This window comes from Citrobacter sp. VF227 (assembly GCF_052950715.1).
Genome location: NZ_JBRFVF010000001.1, coordinates 1215508 through 1237151, shown reverse-complemented (window position 1 = coordinate 1237151; position 21644 = coordinate 1215508). Strand labels below are relative to the sequence as shown.

The following is a 21644-nucleotide window of genomic DNA, read 5'->3' as shown; positions in this document are numbered from 1 at the left end:
TTAACGTTTCCCTACATGCCTGCAGGAGAAATAAAGAGCTGCCGTTCATCGGCGGCTCTTTTGCCAGTAACAATTTTTACCCCGCCTTGCGTTACAGCTCTATTTCAATATCGCCTTTTGCCCGGCAACAACAGGGCAAAATTTCACCCGGTTGAATGAAGGCCAGAGGTTCGGCAATCCAGTCGACCTGTCCCGCCACCAGGCGGGTACGGCAGGAGCCGCAATAACCAGCGCGACATTGGTATTCAACTTCAACATTGTGCGATTCAAGCGCGGCAAGCAGGGAAGGATGTTCATCCTGGCACAGCAGTTGTGTGCCAGAGATGCGCAAAGTAACGCGGCCCATCAGAGCTGGAAATTACTCAGGTCGTCGGTATCGACTTCCGAATCGATCTGGCCGACCAGATAAGAGCTGACTTCTACTTCCTGCGGTGCGACCTGCACGTTATCAGACACCAGCCAGGTGTTGATCCACGGGATCGGGTTGGAGCGGGTCTGGAAAGGCAGATCGAGTCCGACAGCCTGCATACGGATGTTGGTGATGTACTCGACGTACTGGCACAGAATGTCTTTGTTCAGGCCGATCATTGAGCCGTCACGGAACAGATAATCCGCCCACTCTTTTTCCTGCAGCGCGGCCTGTACAAACAGGTCGTAGCACTCTTGTTTGCACTCTTCGGCGATTTCCGCCATTTCCGGATCGTCCACACCGCTGCGCAGCAAGTTCAGCATATGCTGGGTACCGGTCAGATGCAGGGCTTCATCGCGGGCAATCAGGCGAATGATTTTGGCGTTACCTTCCATCAGTTCACGTTCTGCAAACGCGAAAGAGCAGGCAAAGCTGACGTAAAAACGAATCGCTTCCAGCGCGTTAACGCTCATCAGGCACAGATATAGCTTTTTCTTCAGTTCACGCAGATTTACGACAACCGTTTTACCATTCACGGTATGCGTGCCTTCGCCGAGCAAGTGCCAGTAGCTGGTTATCTCGATCAACTCGTCGTAGTAGCTGGAAATACCTTCGGCGCGTTTCTGGATCTGTTCGTTAGTGACAATATCGTCAAACACTACCGCCGGATCGTTCACGATGTTACGAATGATGTGGGTGTAGGAACGCGAGTGGATCGTTTCAGAAAACGCCCACGTTTCTACCCAGGTTTCCAGCTCAGGGATCGAGATTAACGGCAGCAGCGCCACGTTCGGGCTGCGTCCCTGAATGGAGTCCAGCAGCGTCTGATACTTCAGGTTGCTGATGAAGATATGTTTTTCATGTTCCGGCAGTGCCTGGAAGTCGATGCGATCGCGAGAAACATCGACCTCTTCCGGACGCCAGAAGAAAGAGAGCTGCTTTTCGATCAACTTTTCGAAGATGTCATATTTTTGCTGATCGTAGCGGGCGACGTTCACCGGCTGGCCGAAGAACATCGGTTCCAGAAGTTGGTTATTTTTCGTCTGTGAAAAAGTGGTGTATGCCATTGATGTGTCCTGTTTGGAGTTTTATGCCGGATAGCGCCGCGCTAATCCGGCCTACAACACCGATGCTTTTGTAGGCCGGATAAGGCTTTTACACCGCCATCCGGCATCACAATATCAGATCTTACATGCGCCGCTTTCGCAACCGTCATCCTGAATAGACGGCGCCAGATCGTCCTGAGAATCTTCTGCACCATCGCGGGTGTTCTGATAATACAGCGTCTTGACACCAAATTTGTAGGCGGTGAGCAGGTCTTTCAGCAACTGCTGCATCGGGACTTTTCCGGATGGGAAGCGCGATGGATCGTAGTTGGTGTTGGCAGAAATCGACTGATCGATAAATTTCTGCATGATGCCTACCAACTGCAGATAGCCGTCATTGTTCGGCATTTCCCACAGCAGTTCATACGCGTCGTGCAGGTGTTCGTAGTCCGGTACGACCTGGCGCAGAATACCGTCTTTCGACGCTTTGATACTCACGTAGCCGCGCGGTGGTTCAATGCCGTTGGTGGCGTTGGAAATCTGCGAAGAGGTTTCCGATGGCATCAGGGCAGACAGCGTGGAGTTACGCAGGCCGTGCGTCTTGATGGATTCACGCAGTTGTTCCCAATCCAGATGCAGCGGCTCGTTGGCGATCGCATCGAGATCTTTTTTATAGGTATCGATCGGCAGAATACCCTGTGAGTAGGTCGTTTCGTTAAACCACGGGCACGCGCCTTGCTCTTTTGCCAGCTCGTTAGACGCTTTCAGCAGGTAATACTGAATAGCTTCAAAGGTCTTGTGAGTCAGGTTATTCGCGCTGCCGTCAGAATAACGCTTACCGTTTTTCGCCAGCCAGTAGGCGTAGTTGATCACGCCAATACCCAGCGTACGACGGCCCATTGCGCCGCGTTTGGCGGCTGGAATCGGATAATCCTGGTAGTCGAGCAATGCATCCAGCGCACGTACCGCCAGTACGGCCAGCTCTTCCAGCTCGCTCAGATCTTTGATTGCACCCAGGTTGAAGGCGGATAGCGTACACAGCGCGATTTCACCGTTTTCGTCGTTAACGTCGGTCAGCGGTTTGGTCGGCAGAGCGATTTCCAGGCACAGGTTGGACTGGCGCACCGGGGCAACAACCGGATCGAAGGGGCTGTGAGTGTTGCAGTGATCCACGTTCTGAATGTAAATACGGCCGGTAGAGGCACGTTCCTGCATCATCAGTGAGAACAGCTCAACCGCTTTCACGCGCTGTTTGCGGATGCTATCGTCGTTTTCATATTGGGTATACAGACGTTCGAATTCGTCCTGATCGGCGAAGAACGCATCATACAGCCCCGGAACGTCGGACGGACTGAACAGCGTGATGTCGCCGCCTTTCAGTAGACGGGTGTACATCAGTTTGTTGATCTGTACACCGTAGTCCATGTGACGCACGCGGTTGCCTTCGACGCCGCGGTTGTTTTTCAGCACCAGCAGGCTTTCAACTTCCAGATGCCACATTGGGTAGAACAGGGTCGCAGCACCGCCGCGCACGCCGCCCTGGGAGCAGGATTTCACCGCCGTCTGGAAGTGCTTATAGAACGGGATACAGCCGGTGTGGAAGGCTTCACCGCCGCGAATCGGGCTGCCCAGCGCGCGAATACGACCGGCGTTAATGCCGATACCGGCACGCTGGGAAACGTATTTCACAATCGCGCTGGAGGTGGCGTTGATAGAATCCAGGCTGTCGCCACACTCGATCAGTACGCAGGAGCTGAACTGACGGGTAGGGGTACGTACGCCGGACATAATCGGCGTCGGCAGCGAAATTTTAAACGTAGAAACGGCGTCGTAAAAACGCTTTACATATTGCAGACGCGTTTCGCGTGGATAGTTGGAGAACAGGCAGGCAGCGACCAGAATGTAAAGGAACTGCGCGCTTTCATAAATCTCACCGGTAACACGGTTTTGCACCAGGTATTTACCTTCCAGCTGCTTCACGGCAGCGTAGGAGAAGGTCATGTCACGGTCGTGAACGATAAACGAGTCCATCTGCTTGAACTCTTCTTCCGTATAGTCTTCCAGCAGATGATTGTCGTATTTGCCCATTTCAACCATTTTCACCACATGGTCGAACAGTTTCGGCGGCTCAAACTCGCCGTAGGCTTTTTTGCGCAGATGGAAAATCGCCAGGCGAGCAGCCAGATATTGATAATCCGGCGCTTCACTGGAGATCAGGTCGGCGGCAGCTTTGATGATTGTTTCATGGATATCGGAGGTCTTGATACCGTCATAAAACTGAATGTGGGAGCGTAGCTCGACCTGAGAAATCGATACGTTATTCAGTCCTTCTGCCGCCCAATCCAGAACTCGGTGGATTTTGTCGAGATTGATGCGCTCTGTACTACCATCACGCTTTGTCACCAGCAGACTCTGATTCATGTGGTTTTTTACCTGTCCGTGAAAGAAAAAATATCCCCCATATTATCCACAAAGTCATGTTGTGACTAAGTCTGTGGATAAATACTATATGTAGGGGTTGTTTGATAAAATAGACGCTATATGGTGAGTATTCTAGTAGGGATTCTTTTCAGCACAAGAGTTGATTTTGAGGTTAAATTGAGGTTGCAAAAGGGTAAGAATCGCTAAGTGCGCGTCTTATAAGGCCTGGCGGGGATGTCAATAATTGAGAAAAAAAATAGAAATTTTGATCGAGTGCTGATTTCTTCATCTAAGGTAAGGAAAGTTCTTATGATCTGGCGCAAAAATTGCTGTGTCGGTACTACTCAGGATTGGTAGGCCTGATAAGCGAAGCGCCATCAGGCATTGTTCCCATTAGCATGCCGGATGGCGGCGTTGAACGCCTGATCCGGCCTACTGAAGCGCTTAATCAATCCTGGCGGTGGTATGCACCATATAGTTCACATCTACGCCCGGGCCGAGTTTGAAGGTGTTGGTGATGGGGTTGTAGTGCAGGCCAGTCATATGACGCTCTTTCAGCACGGTCTGGTCAACCCACTCTAATAGTTCAGCAGGCTTAATAAATTTTTTCACATCATGCGTGCCTTTCGGCACCATCCGCAGAATATATTCCGCGCCGACCACCGCCATCAGCCAGGATTTGCCGTTGCGGTTAAGCGTGGAGAAAAACACTTCGCCGCCTGGTTTAACCAGTCTGGCGCAGGCTCTGACCACCGACTGCGGGTCCGGTACGTGCTCCAGCATTTCCATGCAGGTCACAACGTCATACTGATGCGCATGCTTATCCGCATGTTCTTCGACAGTTTCTTGTATGTACTCCACCTGGATGCCGCTTTCTAATGCATGCAGTTTTGCTACCTGTAACGGTTCAAAGCCCATGTCCAGCCCGGTGACGGTTGCGCCTTCGCGCGCCATGCTTTCCGCCAGAATGCCGCCGCCGCAGCCGACGTCGAGTACTTTTTTACCAAACAGGCCGCCTGAGCGTTCAGTAATGTAGCCCAGGCGCAGTGGGTTTATACGGTGTAGTGGCTTAAATTCACCCTCAAGATCCCACCAGCGCGACGCGACTGCTTCAAATTTGGCAATTTCTTCATGGTCAACGTTGTGAGTAACCGGGGGTTTTTCGGCATTCATTGGGGCTTCTACTCCTAAATTTGCGATGCAAATGAGTATATCAGCCTGACAGGATGAATAAAGCCTCTGTCAGGGGGAATCCATTTACCTGAATCTTCACGTATGTGTTATAATTTGCGACCTTTGAATCCGGGATACAGTAGAGGGATAGCGGTTAGATGAGCGACCTTGCGAGAGAAATTACACCGGTCAACATTGAGGAAGAGCTGAAGAGCTCCTATCTGGATTATGCGATGTCGGTCATTGTTGGCCGTGCGCTGCCAGACGTCCGAGATGGCCTGAAGCCGGTTCACCGTCGCGTACTTTACGCCATGAACGTATTGGGCAACGACTGGAATAAAGCCTATAAAAAATCTGCCCGTGTCGTTGGTGATGTAATCGGTAAATACCACCCTCATGGTGATACCGCCGTTTACGACACCATTGTTCGTATGGCGCAGCCATTCTCCTTGCGTTACATGCTGGTAGATGGTCAGGGTAACTTTGGTTCTGTCGATGGCGACTCCGCAGCGGCGATGCGTTATACGGAAATCCGTATGTCGAAAATCGCCCATGAGCTGATGGCTGACCTGGAAAAAGAAACGGTTGATTTCGTCGATAACTACGACGGCACCGAACAAATTCCTGATGTCATGCCGACCAAAATTCCTAACCTGCTGGTGAACGGTTCGTCCGGTATCGCGGTAGGTATGGCCACCAACATTCCGCCGCACAACCTGACGGAAGTGATCAACGGCTGTCTGGCATACATTGACGATGAAGACATCAGCATTGAAGGGCTGATGGAACATATTCCGGGTCCGGACTTCCCGACCGCCGCTATCATCAACGGTCGTCGTGGTATTGAAGAAGCCTACCGTACCGGTCGTGGCAAAGTGTACATTCGCGCCCGTGCGGAAGTCGAAGTGGATGCCAAAACAGGCCGTGAAACCATCATCGTTCATGAAATTCCGTATCAGGTGAACAAAGCGCGCCTGATCGAGAAAATCGCTGAGCTGGTAAAAGACAAACGCGTTGAGGGTATCAGCGCGCTGCGTGATGAGTCTGACAAAGACGGTATGCGCATCGTGATTGAAGTCAAACGCGACGCGGTCGGGGAAGTGGTTCTGAACAACCTTTACTCCCAGACCCAGCTGCAGGTTTCCTTTGGTATCAACATGGTTGCATTGCATCATGGCCAGCCGAAGATCATGAACCTGAAAGATATTATTGCTGCGTTTGTACGTCACCGCCGTGAAGTCGTAACTCGCCGTACTATCTTTGAACTGCGTAAAGCCCGCGACCGTGCCCACATCCTTGAAGCGCTGGCGATTGCGCTGGCGAACATCGATCCGATCATCGAGCTGATCCGCCGTGCGCCAACCCCGGCAGAAGCGAAAGCCGCGCTGGTCGCGCGTTCGTGGGAGCTGGGCAACGTTTCTGCCATGCTGGAACGTGCCGGTGATGACGCCGCGCGTCCTGAGTGGCTGGAGCCAGAATTTGGTGTGCGTGACGGTCAGTACTACCTGACTGAACAGCAGGCTCAGGCCATTCTGGATCTGCGTTTGCAGAAACTGACCGGCCTTGAGCACGAAAAACTGCTCGACGAATACAAAGAGCTGCTGGAGCAGATCGCTGAACTGCTGCATATTCTGGGCAGTGCCGATCGTCTGATGGAAGTCATCCGTGAAGAGATGGAGCTGATTCGTGAACAGTTCGGTGACGCTCGTCGTACCGAAATCACCGCGAACAGCGCTGACATCAACATCGAAGATCTGATTAGCCAGGAAGATGTTGTCGTGACCTTGTCTCATCAGGGCTACGTGAAATATCAGCCGTTAACCGATTACGAAGCACAGCGTCGTGGGGGTAAAGGCAAATCTGCAGCACGAATTAAAGAAGAAGACTTTATTGACCGCCTGCTGGTGGCCAACACCCATGACACAATCCTCTGCTTCTCCAGCCGCGGTCGTTTGTACTGGATGAAGGTTTATCAGTTGCCAGAAGCCAGTCGTGGCGCGCGTGGACGTCCAATCGTCAACCTGCTGCCGCTGGAAGCTAACGAGCGTATTACCGCGATTCTGCCGGTACGTGAGTACGAAGAGGGCGTAAACGTCTTCATGGCAACTGCCAGCGGTACCGTGAAGAAAACGGCGCTGACCGAGTTCAGCCGTCCGCGTTCAGCCGGTATCATTGCGGTTAACCTGAACGAAGGCGATGAACTGATTGGCGTTGATCTGACGTCTGGCTCCGACGAAGTCATGTTGTTCTCTGCTGCCGGTAAAGTGGTGCGCTTTAAAGAAGATGCCGTTCGTGCGATGGGGCGTACCGCGACCGGCGTACGCGGTATCAAACTGGCGGAAAGCGATAGCGTTGTCTCGCTGATCGTTCCGCGCGGTGAAGGCGCTATCCTGACCGTGACCCAGAACGGCTACGGCAAACGTACGGCGGCGGAAGAATATCCGACCAAGTCTCGTGCGACCCAGGGCGTTATCTCCATCAAAGTCACCGAGCGCAACGGTTCCGTTGTGGGCGCAGTGCAGGTTGAGGATACCGACCAGATCATGATGATCACCGATGCAGGTACGCTGGTGCGTACACGCGTGTCGGAAATCAGCGTGGTAGGGCGTAACACTCAGGGCGTGATCCTCATCCGTACTGCGGAAGATGAAAACGTTGTGGGTCTGCAACGCGTTGCTGAGCCGGTTGATGATGAAGAGCTCGACTCCATCGACGGCAGCGCTGCTGAAGGGGACGATGATATCGCACCTGAAGCGGAAAGCGATGACGATGCAGCGGACGACGCTGAAGAGTAATTAAAACGTTATAAAAAGGGCCGGAGAAATCCGGCCCTTTTTTTAGTTCATACGTTCCACAATCATCGCGATTCCTTGACCGCCGCCAATGCACAGCGTGGCAAGTCCAAGCGTTTGATCCCGTGCCTGTAGCGCATGCAGCAGCGTCACCAGAATTCGCGCACCGCTGGCACCAATGGGATGTCCTAGCGCAATTGCCCCGCCGTTGACGTTAACCTTTTGCGGATCGAACCCCAGCGTTTTGCCGACGGCAAGAAACTGCGCGGCAAAGGCTTCGTTGGCTTCAATAAGATCGATATCGGACAGTTGCAGTCCGCTCAGCTGTAACGTTTTTTGTGTGGCTGGAACCGGCCCCATTCCCATCATAGCCGGTGCCACGCCGCCGCTGGCCCAGGCTTTGATCCGCGCCAGCGGTTTTAGCCCAGCCGCCAGTGCCGCAGACTCTTCCATTACCACTAATGCCGCCGCGCCGTCGTTGATCCCTGAGGCGTTACCTGCGGTAACAGTTCCTGTTTTATCGAAGGCTGGCCGCAACGCGGCGAGACCTTCTGCCGTCGAGTCAGCTTTGGGGAATTCATCACGATCAAAAATGATGGTTTTCTTCCGTGATGACACGCTCACGGGCACGATTTCAGCCTGAAATGCGCCAGATTCAATTGCGGAAACGGCTTTACGCTGTGATTGCAGAGCCAGCTCATCCTGCATTTCGCGGCTGATACCATACTCTTTGGCGACATTTTCTGCAGTGATCCCCATATGGTAACCATGCTCGGCGCAGATCAGGCCATCGCGCAGAATGACGTCAGACAATTGCCCGTCACCGAGGCGATATCCCCAACGGGCTTTCGCGTCTAACAGGTAGGGAGCCAGGCTCATATTTTCCATACCCCCCGCGACGATCGCCTGGGCTTGTCCCGCTTTGATTGCCTGGGCGGCAAGTGCCACGCTTTTCAGGCCAGAGCCGCACACTTTGTTGACGGTAAAGCCGCAAACGGTGTCGGACAAGCCGCTTTTTAATAATGCCTGACGCGCCGGGTTTTGGCCGAGCCCTGACTGCAACACGTTGCCCATAATCACCTCGTCCACGCGCAGTGGGTCAAGGTGAGCGCGCTCAAGAGCGGCTCTAATGACGGTTGCTCCAAGCTCGACGGCTCCCGTAGTTGCCAGTGCGCCGTTAAAACTGCCGATTGCGGTACGAGCCGCGCTGACGATGACACAGTTTTTCATTTTTCAGTTCCTTTAAATAAGAGGTTGCCGTCAGAACAAGGTCAATCCAATAACAAAAATGATGCCGGAGAAGAGCAGGGCGGTGATGCAGTACCCCATGATGTCGCGTACCCCCAATCCGGCGATGGCCAGAGCAGGGAGTGCCCAGAACGGTTGTGCCATGTTCATCCATTGCTCACCGTAGGCGATGGCCATGACAGATTTGCCAAGATCGGCACCCAGCGCTTGAGCAGCAGGCATAACGAACGGTCCCTGAATAACCCAATGGCCACCGCCGGATGGCACGGCGAAGTTAATCAGTGCTGAACTGAAGAAGGTCATCAGCGGGAAGGTATCTTTGTTGGCAACGTTGATGAAAAACTCGGTAATGAGCCCACCGAGACCGGAGTGCTCCATCATCAGCTGAATGCCCGCGTAGAAGGGGAATTGCACCAGAATACCGGCTGTGCTCCGTGCGGCAGCGCTGACCGCGCGCATATAGGCCATCGGTGTTTTGTGCAGCAGTAAACCGGCAATCATAAACATCAGGTTGACGGTATTGATGGTGATGTTGAAACCCTTCTCGGCAAAATAGATGCCCAGATAGGTAATCCCTAATGCGCCGATAATCAGTGCCAGAATGCGGCTCTCTTCCAGTTTTTCAGATGGCGGCGCATCTGGCGGCAGTTTCTTCTGAAAATCAGCCTCTTCCAGTAACAGTTTCGGATCGATGCTCACCACATCTGAAGGTTTTGGCGTCATCATGCGTGTGATGAACGGCATCACCACAATCAGTGCCACGGTGATGAAGATATTGAAACCGGTGAACAAGGTATCCGCGACAGGAATCAGCCCCGCAATGTGCTCGACCGGGTTGCCAGGCGTTGCCGCCAGCAAAGGCATTGAGCCGGAGAAACCACCACCCCAGGTCAAGAACCCAATATAAGCGCAAGCAATCAGTAACGGATAATCGGAACCCGGTACCCGACGGGCGACTTCGCGGGCAAACATCGCCCCGACCACCAGACCAAATCCCCAGTTAATAACGCAGGCCACCGAACCAAAAAAAGTGACCAACATTACGCCCTGAGCAGGGGTTTTGGCGGCGGATGCCGCCGTACGCAGCAGGCTTTTCACCGGCCCGGAACTGGCTAATGCATGGCCGGTTACGATGATCAGCGCCATCTGCATACCAAACGCCAGCAGGTTCCAAAAACCGTCCCCCCAGAATTTCACCATGCTGATGGGCGTCTGAGGCGTTAACCATAATGCGATGCCAAAAGTCAGCAACGTTAATAACATGGCGAAAATGAGCGGGTCGGGCAGCCAGCGGCTGACCACCCGTGTCATAAAGCGAGCGATGCGGCCAATCATGCGTCACCTCGCTGGATGCGAAGATCGTCGGCAATATCAAAATGGGCTTCGGTTTTTTCACGCAGCGTAGCGATGTCGCAACCTTCGACGATTTCAGTCAGCCACATTTTGCCGTCAATAAAGCGAAATACGGCAAGCTCAGTGACCAGCATGTGCACAGCATGTTGCGCAGTAAGTGGCATGGTGCATTGGCGCAGGATTTTCGCAGAGCCGTCTTTCGCGCAATGTTCCATGGCGATAATGACTTTACGCGCACCGGTCACCAGATCCATCGCGCCACCCATGCCGGGCACCATTTTTCCGGGAACCACCCAGTTGGCGAGGTTGGCCTGCTCATCGACCTGCAACCCGCCAAGCACACAAGCATCAACGTGACCGCCGCGAATAAGCGCAAATGACATGGCGCTATCAAACATCGCCGCGCCCGGCAAAATACCGCACGGTTGGCCGCCCGCGTTAACCAGGTCAGGATGCGCGGCGGTCACCGGGCCCAGTCCCAGAAAACCGTTCTCGGATTGCAGCGTAATGTGAATATCAGCGGGCAAGTAATTGGCTACCATGGTTGGCAGGCCGATACCTAAGTTGACGATATCGCCATCGCGAAGCTCTTGCGCCACACGGCGCGCAATACGTTGTTTAGCATCCATGATTAGCTCTCCTGTGGAATGACGATATGGTCGATAACGGCGCCCGGGGTAACAATCTGGTCAGGCTGCAGCTCACCTGTTTCCACCATTTCATCCGGTTCAACCAGCGTGATGTCAGCGGCAAGGGCAATCAACGGGTTAAAGTTACGGGCGCTGAGCTGGTAGGTGAGGTTGCCAAGCATGTCAGCGCGGTGGGCACGAATAAGCGCTAAATCGGCGCGCAATGGACGTTCAAGCAGCCAGGTTTTACCCTCGAGCGTCATGGTCTGTTTGCCATCTTCCACGATGGTGCCGACGCCAGTGGGCGTCAGAAAGCCGCCAAGACCCGCGCCGCCGCAGCGGATTTGCTCGATCAGGGTACCTTGCGGAACCAGTTGAACGTCCATCTCGCCGGCGATCATGCGGCGACCCGTTTCCGGGTTGGTACCAATGTGCGAAGCGATCACTTTGCTTACCCGCCCATTGACGATCAGGGGGCCGATACCGGTATCGACAAAGGCGGTATCGTTAGCGATTAGCGTCAGATCTCTGACGCCGGATTCAAGCAGGGCTTCAACCAGACGAGGTGGTGTGCCAACCCCCATAAAACCACCGACCATGATGGTCATGCCGTCACGAAAGAAGCCCGCAGCGTCTTGTAAGGTAATCAGTTTTGTTTTCATTATGTTTCCCTTTTTGCATACTCCATTTTGGGTACGCTTAGGGAATTGCAAGCAGGGTGCCAGAATGAAAAAGGTGAAGTGAAATTAATTAACCTATTGAAATTATGCGGTTATTTATCTTGTGTTTTTGAAGGAAGGATGGAGAAACTATGCAGAGTTTTGCGCAGTGTGCAAAATTCTGCATAGCAAATTTACGTATCAGGAACCGGATGGATCGATGTCGTACTCTTGTAATTTATACATCAGAGCGCGGCGGCTAATGCCCAGCATCAACGCCGTGCGGGTGCGATTGCCGTCCTGACTATCGAGGACTTCAAGGATAATGCGTTTTTCCTCACGCTTAATCTCTTCTTTCAGATTGCGTTCCCCGGAATAAGTCGGTTTTGTCTCTGTCGTAGCGCTAACCAGGTTGCGGAACGGGTCGGGGAGATCGTCGGCAAAGATCACTGCGCCGGTATTCATTACGACTGCGCGTTCGATGACGTTTGACAGTTCGCGAATATTACCCGGCCAGGGCCAGGCGGTGAGGAGCGACAGCGCCGTTGAGTCGATCTCAATAATATCTCGCTGATTTTCAGAGCTAAATTTTTGTAAAAAATGGTTTGCTAATAAGGCAATATCTTCACGACGCTCGCGTAAGGGAGGCAAAGTCAAATGGATAACGTTGAGCCGGTAAAACAGGTCTTCGCGAAATGTTCCTTCTTTCACCATCGTTTGCAGACAGCGGTTGGTGGCAGCGACGATGCGAATATCAACGCGAATGGTCTGGTGTCCGCCGATGCGTTCAAACTCTCTCTCCTGCAAAATACGCAGCAGTTTAGCCTGCAGCACCAGCGGCATCTCACCAATTTCATCAAGCAATAACGTTCCCTGATGAGCGCGTTCGAACAACCCCTGGCGCAACGTCTGTGCCCCGGTAAACGCACCTTTTTCGTGACCAAATAGCTCGCTTTCCAGCAGCGACTCAGGCAGAGCCGCGCAGTTAACTTTAATAAACGGGCCGTTGGCGCGTGTGCTGTTGTAGTGAATGGCGCGCGCGATCAGCTCTTTTCCTGTACCACTTTCACCGCTTATCAGGACATTTGCTTGTGAGAGGGCGATTTTCGCCGTGTCTTTACAGATATCCATCATTCGTGGGCTGTTGGTCAGAATATGCCCCCACTGCCAACTGGTGCTCAACGCTTTATGCAGATTACGGATTTCCTGTTTCATTTCCTGCAATTGCAACGCGCGTTGAATCACCATGCTTAGCTCGTCGAGATCAAAGGGCTTAATCACGTAGTCGAATGCGCCGCTACGTAGAGCTTCTACTGCAGTTTCTACTTCGGCATAGGCGGTCATCAAAATGACGGGGATGCGTGGTTGCTGCGTGCGCATGACTTTCAGCGCGTCGATGCCATCCATCTCCGGCATGCGAATGTCCATCAGCACCACGTCGGGCTGAATTTCGCTAAACAGGCTCAGGGCGGCTTTCCCGTCGCTGGCGTCATGCGTTTCATGTCCCTGCAGGGAAAATGCGGTGGCAAGCATACGGCGAACATTTTCTTCATCATCTACGATGAGAATACGGTAGGTCGTTTTCATTCTGACGGATTTCCCTGCGGGTTAAGAGGTAAAATTAGGGTGAATATCGCCCCGCAGCCTGGCTGGCTGGTGACGCGGATATCCCCTTGATGCGCGTTAATGATGCGCTGGCTCAGCGCCAGTCCAAGGCCGGTGCCTGATGCTTTTGTAGTAAAAAAGGGACCGAATATTTTCTTCTGGATGGCGAGATCGATCCCGTTGCCATTATCTTCAATCGTCACGGCCTGTTGCGAGGCCGAGTATTGCCAGGTGCGAATGCGAATCTCGCCACGCGCAGCTATAGCCTGTACCGCATTGATTAAAATATTGAGGATCACCTGTTTGAGAAGTTCGCGATCGGCGACGATTGGCGGCAGTCTGGGATCTAATTCCGTGGTAAAGGCGATCCGAGCCTGAAGGCCAGCGGTTTGCACCAGGATTAGCGTTTCTTCAATTAGCGCATTGAGCTGAATCTGTTGCCATTGGCTTTGTCGGGGACGTGAGAAATCTAACAGCTGTTGAATAACTTTATTAATGGAATCAATTTCATTTAGCACAACAGATAAATATTCTTGATGCTCCGGTAGAGAGGTTTGCTGGCGGATGATTTGGACGTAGCCACGAATTGCGGTCAGCGGATTTCGCACTTCATGCGCGACTCCGGCCATCAGTTCACCTAAGGTGGCAAGCCTTTCGGTTTGCGCCAGCCGACGCTGGGCCTCTTTACGCGCGGTTAAATCGGAGAAAATAACCAGTGCGCCAATCAGCTCGCCGTGGGCGTTATGGATCCTGCTCGTGGTGACGCTGATTTCAATGGTGCGTTCACGTCCCGGAAAGCTAATCTCCTGGGCTACATGTTCTGTGCCGTGTTCAAGAGTGTCCAGTACCGGACTATAAAATTGTGTGTTGGCAAAGAGCGTCGCGTAGGACTGTCCAACCAGCTCATGCAGCGTATAGCCGGTTATCTGCTCTGCCGCAGGGTTCATGGTGGTGACGTCACCCTGCCTGTCGATGGCGATCACTCCATCGGCAGCATTTTCAATAATCAGATCGTTAAGGGTTTTGGTTTCTCGTAGCGTTTGCGCCAGCGCATTGACGCTATGGCTGATTTGTCCCAACTCACCGGGGAGTTCAGGCAATCTGGCGGGCGTTTTTTGTGCCAACGTTGAGAGTCCATCGGTGATAATGTCAATATTCGCACTGAGGCGGCGTGAAAAGTGTACGATGAGTAGCAGGCTACAGATAAGGCCGGCAACCAGGACAGCAATAATCCTGACGTCCATTTTCCAGGCCTGCTGGCGGATATCTTCAGTTAGCTCATTGGCCCAGATATAGCCAATAACCTTACCCTGGCGCTCTATGGGGATCATGGAGTTGAGTATATCGCCGCGTACCTGTCGTCCTGAATAGACCACAGGCAAGTTGCTACTCATCACTTCGCGTCCGGGATGATCTTCGGTGATAGTAATACCTACGTTGCTTTGGTAGAGCGCAGAGGGGGCGTAAGTGATAATGGCATCCAGTTCTTTGTTATAATACCCAGCACCAATGCCGGGAAACGCCTGCGTAATCCGTTCGGTGACGGGGGCTAACTCATGATTAAGTGCGCGAATACGCGCTTCACGCGGCAGATTTGGGTAGTGACTGAAGCTGTCGCCTAACGCATCGTTTAGCAGGGTTATCACCGATGACAGTTTTTTCTCTTTTTCAGATAAGACTGCTGAACGGCCTTCAGTTTCTACGATATAACCTATAGATATCGTCGGAATGATGACCATCAGAATTGCCATCATGATCATTTGGTTGCGTAATCGCCGTGGGTATAACCGACGAGCCAGCCATCTCAGGTCGCGCATTCTGACATCCGTGCAGTATTTTTCAGGCAAACGATGATTATCACGGGTTAAGACAATGGTTTCAGAGCGGTGTATCATATTCCCGTAAAGAGAGGGCATTGCGACGCCGGACATTTACCGCTACCTTAACCACACTCTATTAATGCCCTGAGGCGGAGCTTCGCCCCTTTGAAATACCTTGCTTCCGTTCATTCAACGCTAAAAGTCTCTCGCTATCTGTTCAGGGCGTTGGCGCTCCTGATTTGGTGTCTAATCGCGTTTGCCTCCGTTTTCTACATCGTGAATGCGTTGCACCAGAGAGAGTCTGAGATTCACCAGGAGCTTAATCTCAGCTCCGATCAGGCGCAACGTTACATTCAGCGCACCTCTGATGTGATTAAAGAACTGAAATATATCGCGGAGAATCGCTTAACGGCGGAAAACGGCGTGATGTCGTTGCGGGCGCGGGATGATAAAACCGTCGTGCCAAACTTTGAGCCGCTGTTTGCCGACTCTGACTGCTCGGTGATGGGCAATACCTGGCGAGGTTCGCTGGAATCACTGGCGTGGTTTATGCGCTACTGGCGTGACAACTTTTCCGCGGCCTATGATTTGAACCGCGTGTTTCTGATTGGCAGCGACAACCTTTGTATGGCTAATTTCGGCTTGCGTGATACGCCGGTTGAACGTGACGGGGCGCTGAAGGCGCTGCATGAGCGCATTATTAAGTATCGCAATGCGCCGCAGGACGAAAACGGTAACAACCTGTTCTGGATTAGCCAGGGGCCGCGGCCAGGAGTCGGCTATTTCTATGCGCTGACGCCGGTATATCTTGCCAACCGACTGCAGGCGCTATTGGGTGTGGAACAGCCTATTCGCATGGAGAACTTTTTCACGCCGGGCAGTTTGCCGATGGGAGTGACAATTCTTGATGAAAATGGTCATGCGCTAATTTCGCTTACCGGTCCCGAGAGTAATATTAAGGCTGAACCTCGCTGGATGCAGGAGCGTTCCTGGTTTGGCTATACGTCGGGTTTTCACGAACTGGTGCTGAAGAAAAATCTGCCGCCGTCAGCGCTGAGCATTGTGTATTCCGTGCCGGTCGACCTGGTGCTGGAGCGGATCCGCATGATGATCCTGAATGCTATCCTGCTGAATGTGCTGGTTGGCGCGGCGTTATTTATGCTCACGCGCATGTATGAGCGGCGCATTTTTATTCCTGCGGAAAGCGATGCTCAGCGGCTGGAAGAGCACGAGCAGTTTAACCGTAAAATCGTGGCTTCCGCGCCGGTTGGCATTTGTATTCTGCGCACGATGGATGGCATTAATATCCTGAGTAATGAGCTGGCGCATACCTATCTCAATATGCTGACCCATGAAGACCGGCAACGGTTAACGCAAATTATCTGCGGTCAGCAGGTCAATTTTGTTGATGTGCTGACCAGCAACAATACCAATCTGCAAATCAGCTTTGTACACTCGCGCTATCGTAATGAAAACGTAGCAATTTGCGTGCTGGTTGACGTCAGCGCGCGCGTTAAAATGGAAGAGTCATTGCAGGAGATGGCGCAAGCGGCGGAGCAGGCGAGCCAGTCCAAATCGATGTTCCTTGCGACCGTGAGCCACGAGCTACGCACGCCATTGTACGGTATTATTGGTAACCTTGATTTGTTGCAAACCAAAGAGTTACCCAACGGAGTGGATCGCCTGGTGACGGCGATGAACAACTCTTCCAGCCTGCTGTTGAAGATTATTAGCGATATTCTCGATTTCTCGAAAATTGAATCTGAACAGTTGAAAATTGAACCGCGCGAGTTTTCACCGCGTGAAGTAATGAATCATATTACGGCTAACTATCTGCCGCTGGTGGTTCGCAAACAACTGGGGTTGTACTGCTTTATCGACCCGAATGTCCCGGTTGCGCTTAATGGCGATCCGATGCGTTTACAGCAGGTGATTTCTAATCTGCTGAGTAATGCTATCAAGTTTACCGATACCGGCTGCATTGTGCTCCACGTGCAATGTAACGGCGACTATCTAAGTATTCGCGTACGTGATACCGGGGTCGGGATCCCAGCCAAGGAAGTCGTCCGGCTATTTGATCCTTTCTTCCAGGTAGGTACTGGCGTTCAGCGTAATTTCCAGGGAACCGGGCTCGGTTTGGCTATCTGTGAAAAACTGATCAGCATGATGGATGGGGATATTTCCGTCGATTCAGAACCGGGAATGGGTAGCCAGTTTATGCTGCGTATTCCGCTGTATGGCGCGCAGTATCCGCTGAACAAAGGTATCGATGGGCTTGTCGGCAAACGTTGCTGGCTGGCGGTGCGCAACGCGTCGCTGTATCAGTTTGTTGAATCCAGTCTGACACGTAACGGGATGACGGTGCTGCGTTATGAAGGGCAGCAACCGGATGCAGATGACCTGCTGATTGCCGACGATGTGCTGGACCAGGAGTGGCAGGGACGGGCTGCGGTAATTTTCTGCCGCCGTCATATCGGTATTCCGCTGGAAAGAGTGCCGGGGGAGTGGGTACACAGCGTGGCATCACCGCATGAACTGCCTGCGCTGCTGGCGCATATTTACAGCGTTGAGCTGAGCAGTGAAGAGCTTTCCACGGCGCTGCCAGTCCCGGATAAAGTGGGGGCGACCAACGATGACATGATGATCCTGGTGGTCGACGATCATCCTATCAATCGGCGTTTACTGGCCGATCAGTTGGGATCGTTGGGATATCAGTGTAAAACGGCGAATGACGGGGTGGACGCGCTTAATGTGCTGAGCAAAAACCATATCGACATTGTGTTGAGCGACGTCAACATGCCAAATATGGATGGTTATCGCCTGACGCAGCGTATCCGTCAGTTAGGGTTGACGCTGCCGGTTGTCGGGGTGACGGCAAACGCGCTGGCCGAAGAGAAGCAGCGTTGCCTGGAATCAGGTATGGATAGCTGTTTGTCTAAGCCAGTGACATTAGATGTATTAAAGCAAACGCTGACGGTTTACGCGGAAAGAGTGAGAAAGACGCGGGGATAAAAAAAACCTGATGGCGTTATGCACATCAGGCTTTTTTGGATACAGAGAATTACTCTTTGTCTGACGGGCTCAACGTGACAGAGGAGAGGTAATTCAACAGGGCGATATCGTTTTCCACACCGAGCTTCATCATTGCCGACTTTTTCTGGCTGCTGATGGTTTTAATACTGCGGTTGAGTTTTTTCGCGATTTCGGTGACCAGGAAACCTTCGGCAAACAGACGCAGAACTTCGCTCTCTTTCGGTGACAGACGTTTGTCGCCGTAGCCGCTGGCGCTGATTTTTTCCAGCAGGCGAGAAACGCTTTCCGGAGTGAATTTCTTACCCTTTTGCAGCGCGGCAAGCGCTTTCGGCAGATCGGTTGGCGCGCCTTGCTTCAGAACAATCCCTTCAATATCGAGATCCAGTACCGCGCTCAGGATAGCCGGGTTATTATTCATGGTCAGAACGATAATCGACAGGCTCGGGAAATGGCGCTTGATATACTTAATTAACGTGATCCCATCACCGTATTTATCTCCCGGCATAGAGAGGTCGGTAATCAACACATGAGCATCTAACTTAGGCAAATTGTTGATCAGTGCAGTGGAGTCTTCAAATTCGCCGACAACGTTTACCCACTCGATTTGTTCAAGTGATTTACGAATACCGAACAGTACAATCGGATGGTCATCGGCAATAATTACGTTCATAGTGTTCATGTAGTGGGCTACCTTGCTACAGCAAGCTCTTGACGTAATTGTCAATGTCGCTGATGTATTTTTCTATACCTGGAGCATCTTTCTCTTGGATAAGATGTTCCAGCGCTTCACATAACTGCTTGCCGGGTACCAGATTAAGCATGGCAAACACGCCTTTCAGGCGATGGGCCGTTTGGGCTAACGCAGCGAAATCACTGGTTGCTGCCTCAGTATACAACCTCTTAACATCATCCGGTACTGTGTCAACAAAGAGTGCATAGTAGCCGCTGGCATGAAGTTCGACGTTTTCATCTCCGCCAGGGGGAAGATCCTGGAGTTCTTCTTGTGCCAGTTGCTCTTCTATCAGCTCGAGGACAGCTTCCTGCATAGCATTGCTCATATTAAAGTTGACGCGCAGCTGACCAGGGCCAATTTTTCGCACGCCAGACTCATCATCGCTTAAAAGAAGGCCTGAGGCAGTAAGATTAGACGGATTATCCGTTAAAAAGAGATCATATTCTTGACTATTCAACCGCTCATCGGGCGTGATGCACGTTGCCCCCCAGTTCTCCAGCTGGCGCAATACAATGCTGCGTACGTCATTAGAGGTGACATCAACCATTACGCAGACGTCATCTAACAAACGTTCTTCACTTTCAGTATGCTGATCGTGAAGGGGCATTTTAACATGGACTATATAACGTGTTCCAAGTTCTTCCCGCGCTTTAATATTCAGATGTCCACCCAACTTGCGGGCGAGCTGATCGCATAACCAGAACGTTAGCGGATTGGCTTTGCCATACCGATCGCCTTGCGTATCATTGATGAACGGGAAATGCAGGTTATCTACTTCATTCAGCGTGACGCCTTCCCCGGTATCCAGAATACGGAAGGTCAGGCGCTCAGCTTCCGACTCATCCTGGTCGACTTCCAGCGTGATTTTGCCAATTTGCGTGGTGGTTACCGCATATTGGATCAGTAACAGCAAAATACGGCGCAGAGCATCCCGGTCGCCACGGCGTTCATCCTGCGCGCTAAGGTGATTTTTAATCAATAGCTGCAGCCCTTTACGTTTAATGGCTGGCAGAAGCTCCGGAACCACGTCATCAATTAACGCCTGTATAGAAAACAGCGTCGATTCACCCTTCCAGTTGTCGCTTTCCAGCAAGTTGGCCAACTGGATTTCGTCTATCATACGCACCAGCACGTCTGCCTGATTTGCCAGTTTCTGGCTGTCAGGGGTATCGAGCGCGGCGGCATTAGCTGCCAGTGTTTTAGCCGGATCTTTCAGCGCGCTGCCAATATTCTGCATAAAGGCCGCGCGGGCCTGCTGGTTTTTTTCATACAGTCGTTGCGCCTGCTTCAGCTTCTTATTCACCAGCACTTCGCGGTCCTGGTCACGAATGATAAAGATCTGCGTTCTCGATGAGATCTGGCTGCGGAATAGTCTGATTTCATACAGCTCATTGTTGATGGTGGCCTGAATGACTCCCTGATGCTGTTCCGCCATACTGGTAATATTTTGCAGATTTAAATGCGGCAGCAGGTGGTCGGCAATTTTATTGCTGATAACCGTGCGGTTTGCTTCCTGATCGTGTACCAGCAAGCCCAGCGGGAGCAAAGACACAATCTCTTCATTGATGGCGCGCAGAACACGCAGTTCATTATTTGCCGTAAGGTTTGGCGCCACTTCGGTGGAACGGGCGGGGAGGTGGCGAAAGGTGGTATAGCCAAACAGTGCCAGGGCCAGCAACGCAATGTTCAGTAACAGCGGTAGCAGAATACTTTGCAGCGTGTCGACCAGCAATGAGCCAAACGGTACTTGCCACACCAGCCGCATACCCGTTGAATTTAACGCCGAAGAGATCTCAATTTTACTGTTGTTGAAATTAATACTGACGCTGTCAGGCGACTCTTTTTCATTCAGGTGTTCGGTCGTGGAGGCGGCGTCAGGTTCCAGATGGAAACTGTCAAGTTGCATGCCGGGTGGGATCAAGTCATTAATCGGCAGGTCAAAAGCGACGACCGTTGCCAGATGTCCAGGCTGATTAAAGGTCGTGCGTAGCGTGAAGTAATGCCCGTTTTGCCAGGCCAGACGGCGCAGTGAAGAGAAGCTTTCACGTTCATCCAACGCATTGGCTTGTTGCAGCATTTCCGCACGTCGTGAATCGACAATATTACCGATGGTCGATTCTTTAAAACCGGAGGTGAGATCTTTTAGCGGCAACGTTGAGATAAGGATCAGGCTATTGTCCTGACCATTCAGGTAATACATTGACCACGGAACATTTTCCGCGCCCCACAGCGTATCGAGATAGGTGGAGATGCGCTGGGTCATCTCCAGTGTCGAACTGTCATGAGAACCGAAAATCAGCGCCTCGGTCTTTCTGCGGGGTTTCTCAAGATAATAGACGTCTTGTTTCAGACGCGTTTCCTGTAGCCCTTCTGCACCGGACGAACTGGTCGCGGCGGCAATATTGTCATAGATTTGCCAGGTCACGTATCGCCAGGTATCGACTCTTTTATGAATCGCATGGGTGATATCGACAATCTGATAACTCTTATCCTTTAACCAGGTATTGACGGCGCTCTGAACCATCACGCCCATCATCACTAACAGCACAACGATCAGTAATAAGAAGAAACGGGTAATACTTCCCGGTAGCAGGGAGAATCGGGTAGAAACCGTTGTGTCAGACTGACTCATTCGTGTTTATGACCTGTTAAACGACGCGAAAGATGAAGGGGCAGTATAAAGGGTAATGTATGAATTGCCACACTTACACCATACTGCATAG

14 protein-coding genes are annotated in these 21644 nt (G+C 52.1%); 2 read left to right on the top strand and 12 right to left on the bottom strand.

Annotation, left to right across the window (positions count from 1 at the left end; translation table 11 throughout):
- Positions 1-91: 91 nt before the first annotated feature.
- The 4 genes from yfaE to ubiG form a co-directional block, all read right to left on the bottom strand.
- Positions 92-346, bottom strand: a complete 255-nt coding sequence (gene yfaE / locus ACU8YC_RS06060; protein WP_016153800.1) for a ferredoxin-like diferric-tyrosyl radical cofactor maintenance protein YfaE — start codon at positions 344-346, stop codon at positions 92-94.
- Positions 346-1476 (bottom strand): class Ia ribonucleoside-diphosphate reductase subunit beta, encoded by a 1131-nt coding sequence (gene nrdB, locus ACU8YC_RS06055; protein ID WP_446895119.1) that lies wholly within the window; start codon positions 1474-1476, stop codon positions 346-348. The genes yfaE and nrdB overlap by 1 nt, the downstream gene beginning before the upstream one ends.
- A gap of 114 nt (positions 1477-1590) precedes the next feature.
- Positions 1591-3876, bottom strand: a complete 2286-nt coding sequence (nrdA, locus tag ACU8YC_RS06050) for a class 1a ribonucleoside-diphosphate reductase subunit alpha (protein WP_151219896.1) — start codon at positions 3874-3876, stop codon at positions 1591-1593.
- 444 nt (positions 3877-4320) lie between these two features.
- On the bottom strand, positions 4321-5049 hold the full coding sequence (gene ubiG / locus ACU8YC_RS06045) for a bifunctional 2-polyprenyl-6-hydroxyphenol methylase/3-demethylubiquinol 3-O-methyltransferase UbiG (protein WP_151224749.1): 729 nt from the start codon (positions 5047-5049) through the stop codon (positions 4321-4323).
- Between the two features lie 158 nt (positions 5050-5207).
- Here ubiG and gyrA point away from each other — a divergent pair, with 158 nt between their 5' ends.
- Positions 5208-7844, top strand: a complete 2637-nt coding sequence (gene gyrA, locus ACU8YC_RS06040) for a DNA topoisomerase (ATP-hydrolyzing) subunit A (RefSeq protein WP_151224748.1) — start codon at positions 5208-5210, stop codon at positions 7842-7844.
- A 42-nt stretch (positions 7845-7886) separates the two neighbouring features.
- Here the strand turns inward: gyrA and ACU8YC_RS06035 are convergent, their stop codons facing one another.
- The 6 genes from ACU8YC_RS06035 to atoS all read right to left on the bottom strand — a co-directional run bounded on the left by ACU8YC_RS06035 (position 7887) and on the right by atoS (position 15152).
- Complete coding sequence (locus tag ACU8YC_RS06035) at positions 7887-9071, bottom strand: acetyl-CoA C-acetyltransferase (RefSeq protein WP_286538922.1); 1185 nt, start codon at positions 9069-9071, stop codon at positions 7887-7889.
- Between the two features lie 30 nt (positions 9072-9101).
- On the bottom strand, positions 9102-10424 hold the full coding sequence (locus ACU8YC_RS06030; RefSeq protein WP_187253443.1) for a TIGR00366 family protein: 1323 nt from the start codon (positions 10422-10424) through the stop codon (positions 9102-9104).
- The gene (locus tag ACU8YC_RS06025) at positions 10421-11071 is read right to left on the bottom strand and encodes a 3-oxoacid CoA-transferase subunit B (protein ID WP_151219893.1); all 651 of its coding nucleotides are present in this window, start codon (positions 11069-11071) and stop codon (positions 10421-10423) included. The genes ACU8YC_RS06030 and ACU8YC_RS06025 overlap by 4 nt, the downstream gene beginning before the upstream one ends.
- 2 nt (positions 11072-11073) lie before the next feature.
- Positions 11074-11733, bottom strand: a complete 660-nt coding sequence (gene atoD, locus ACU8YC_RS06020) for an acetate CoA-transferase subunit alpha (RefSeq protein WP_003845129.1) — start codon at positions 11731-11733, stop codon at positions 11074-11076.
- Between the two features lie 198 nt (positions 11734-11931).
- Positions 11932-13317 (bottom strand): acetoacetate metabolism transcriptional regulator AtoC, encoded by a 1386-nt coding sequence (gene atoC, locus ACU8YC_RS06015; protein ID WP_151219891.1) that lies wholly within the window; start codon positions 13315-13317, stop codon positions 11932-11934.
- On the bottom strand, positions 13314-15152 hold the full coding sequence (gene atoS, locus ACU8YC_RS06010; protein WP_446895118.1) for a two-component system sensor histidine kinase AtoS: 1839 nt from the start codon (positions 15150-15152) through the stop codon (positions 13314-13316). Before atoS ends, atoC begins: the two co-directional genes overlap by 4 nt.
- A 168-nt stretch (positions 15153-15320) precedes the next feature.
- On the opposite strand from atoS, the gene rcsC reads away from it, so the two are divergent.
- A complete protein-coding gene (gene rcsC, locus ACU8YC_RS06005; RefSeq protein ID WP_151219889.1) occupies positions 15321-18167 on the top strand; it encodes a two-component system sensor histidine kinase RcsC in 2847 nt (948 codons plus the stop codon).
- A 49-nt stretch (positions 18168-18216) separates the two neighbouring features.
- Here rcsC and rcsB read toward each other — a convergent pair whose 3' ends face one another.
- Positions 18217-18867: a response regulator transcription factor RcsB gene (gene rcsB, locus ACU8YC_RS06000; protein WP_003027592.1), complete on the bottom strand. Its 651-nt coding sequence runs from the start codon at positions 18865-18867 to the stop codon at positions 18217-18219.
- A gap of 16 nt (positions 18868-18883) precedes the next feature.
- Positions 18884-21553 (bottom strand): phosphotransferase RcsD, encoded by a 2670-nt coding sequence (gene rcsD / locus ACU8YC_RS05995; RefSeq protein WP_187253441.1) that lies wholly within the window; start codon positions 21551-21553, stop codon positions 18884-18886.
- Positions 21554-21644 lie beyond the last annotated feature (91 nt).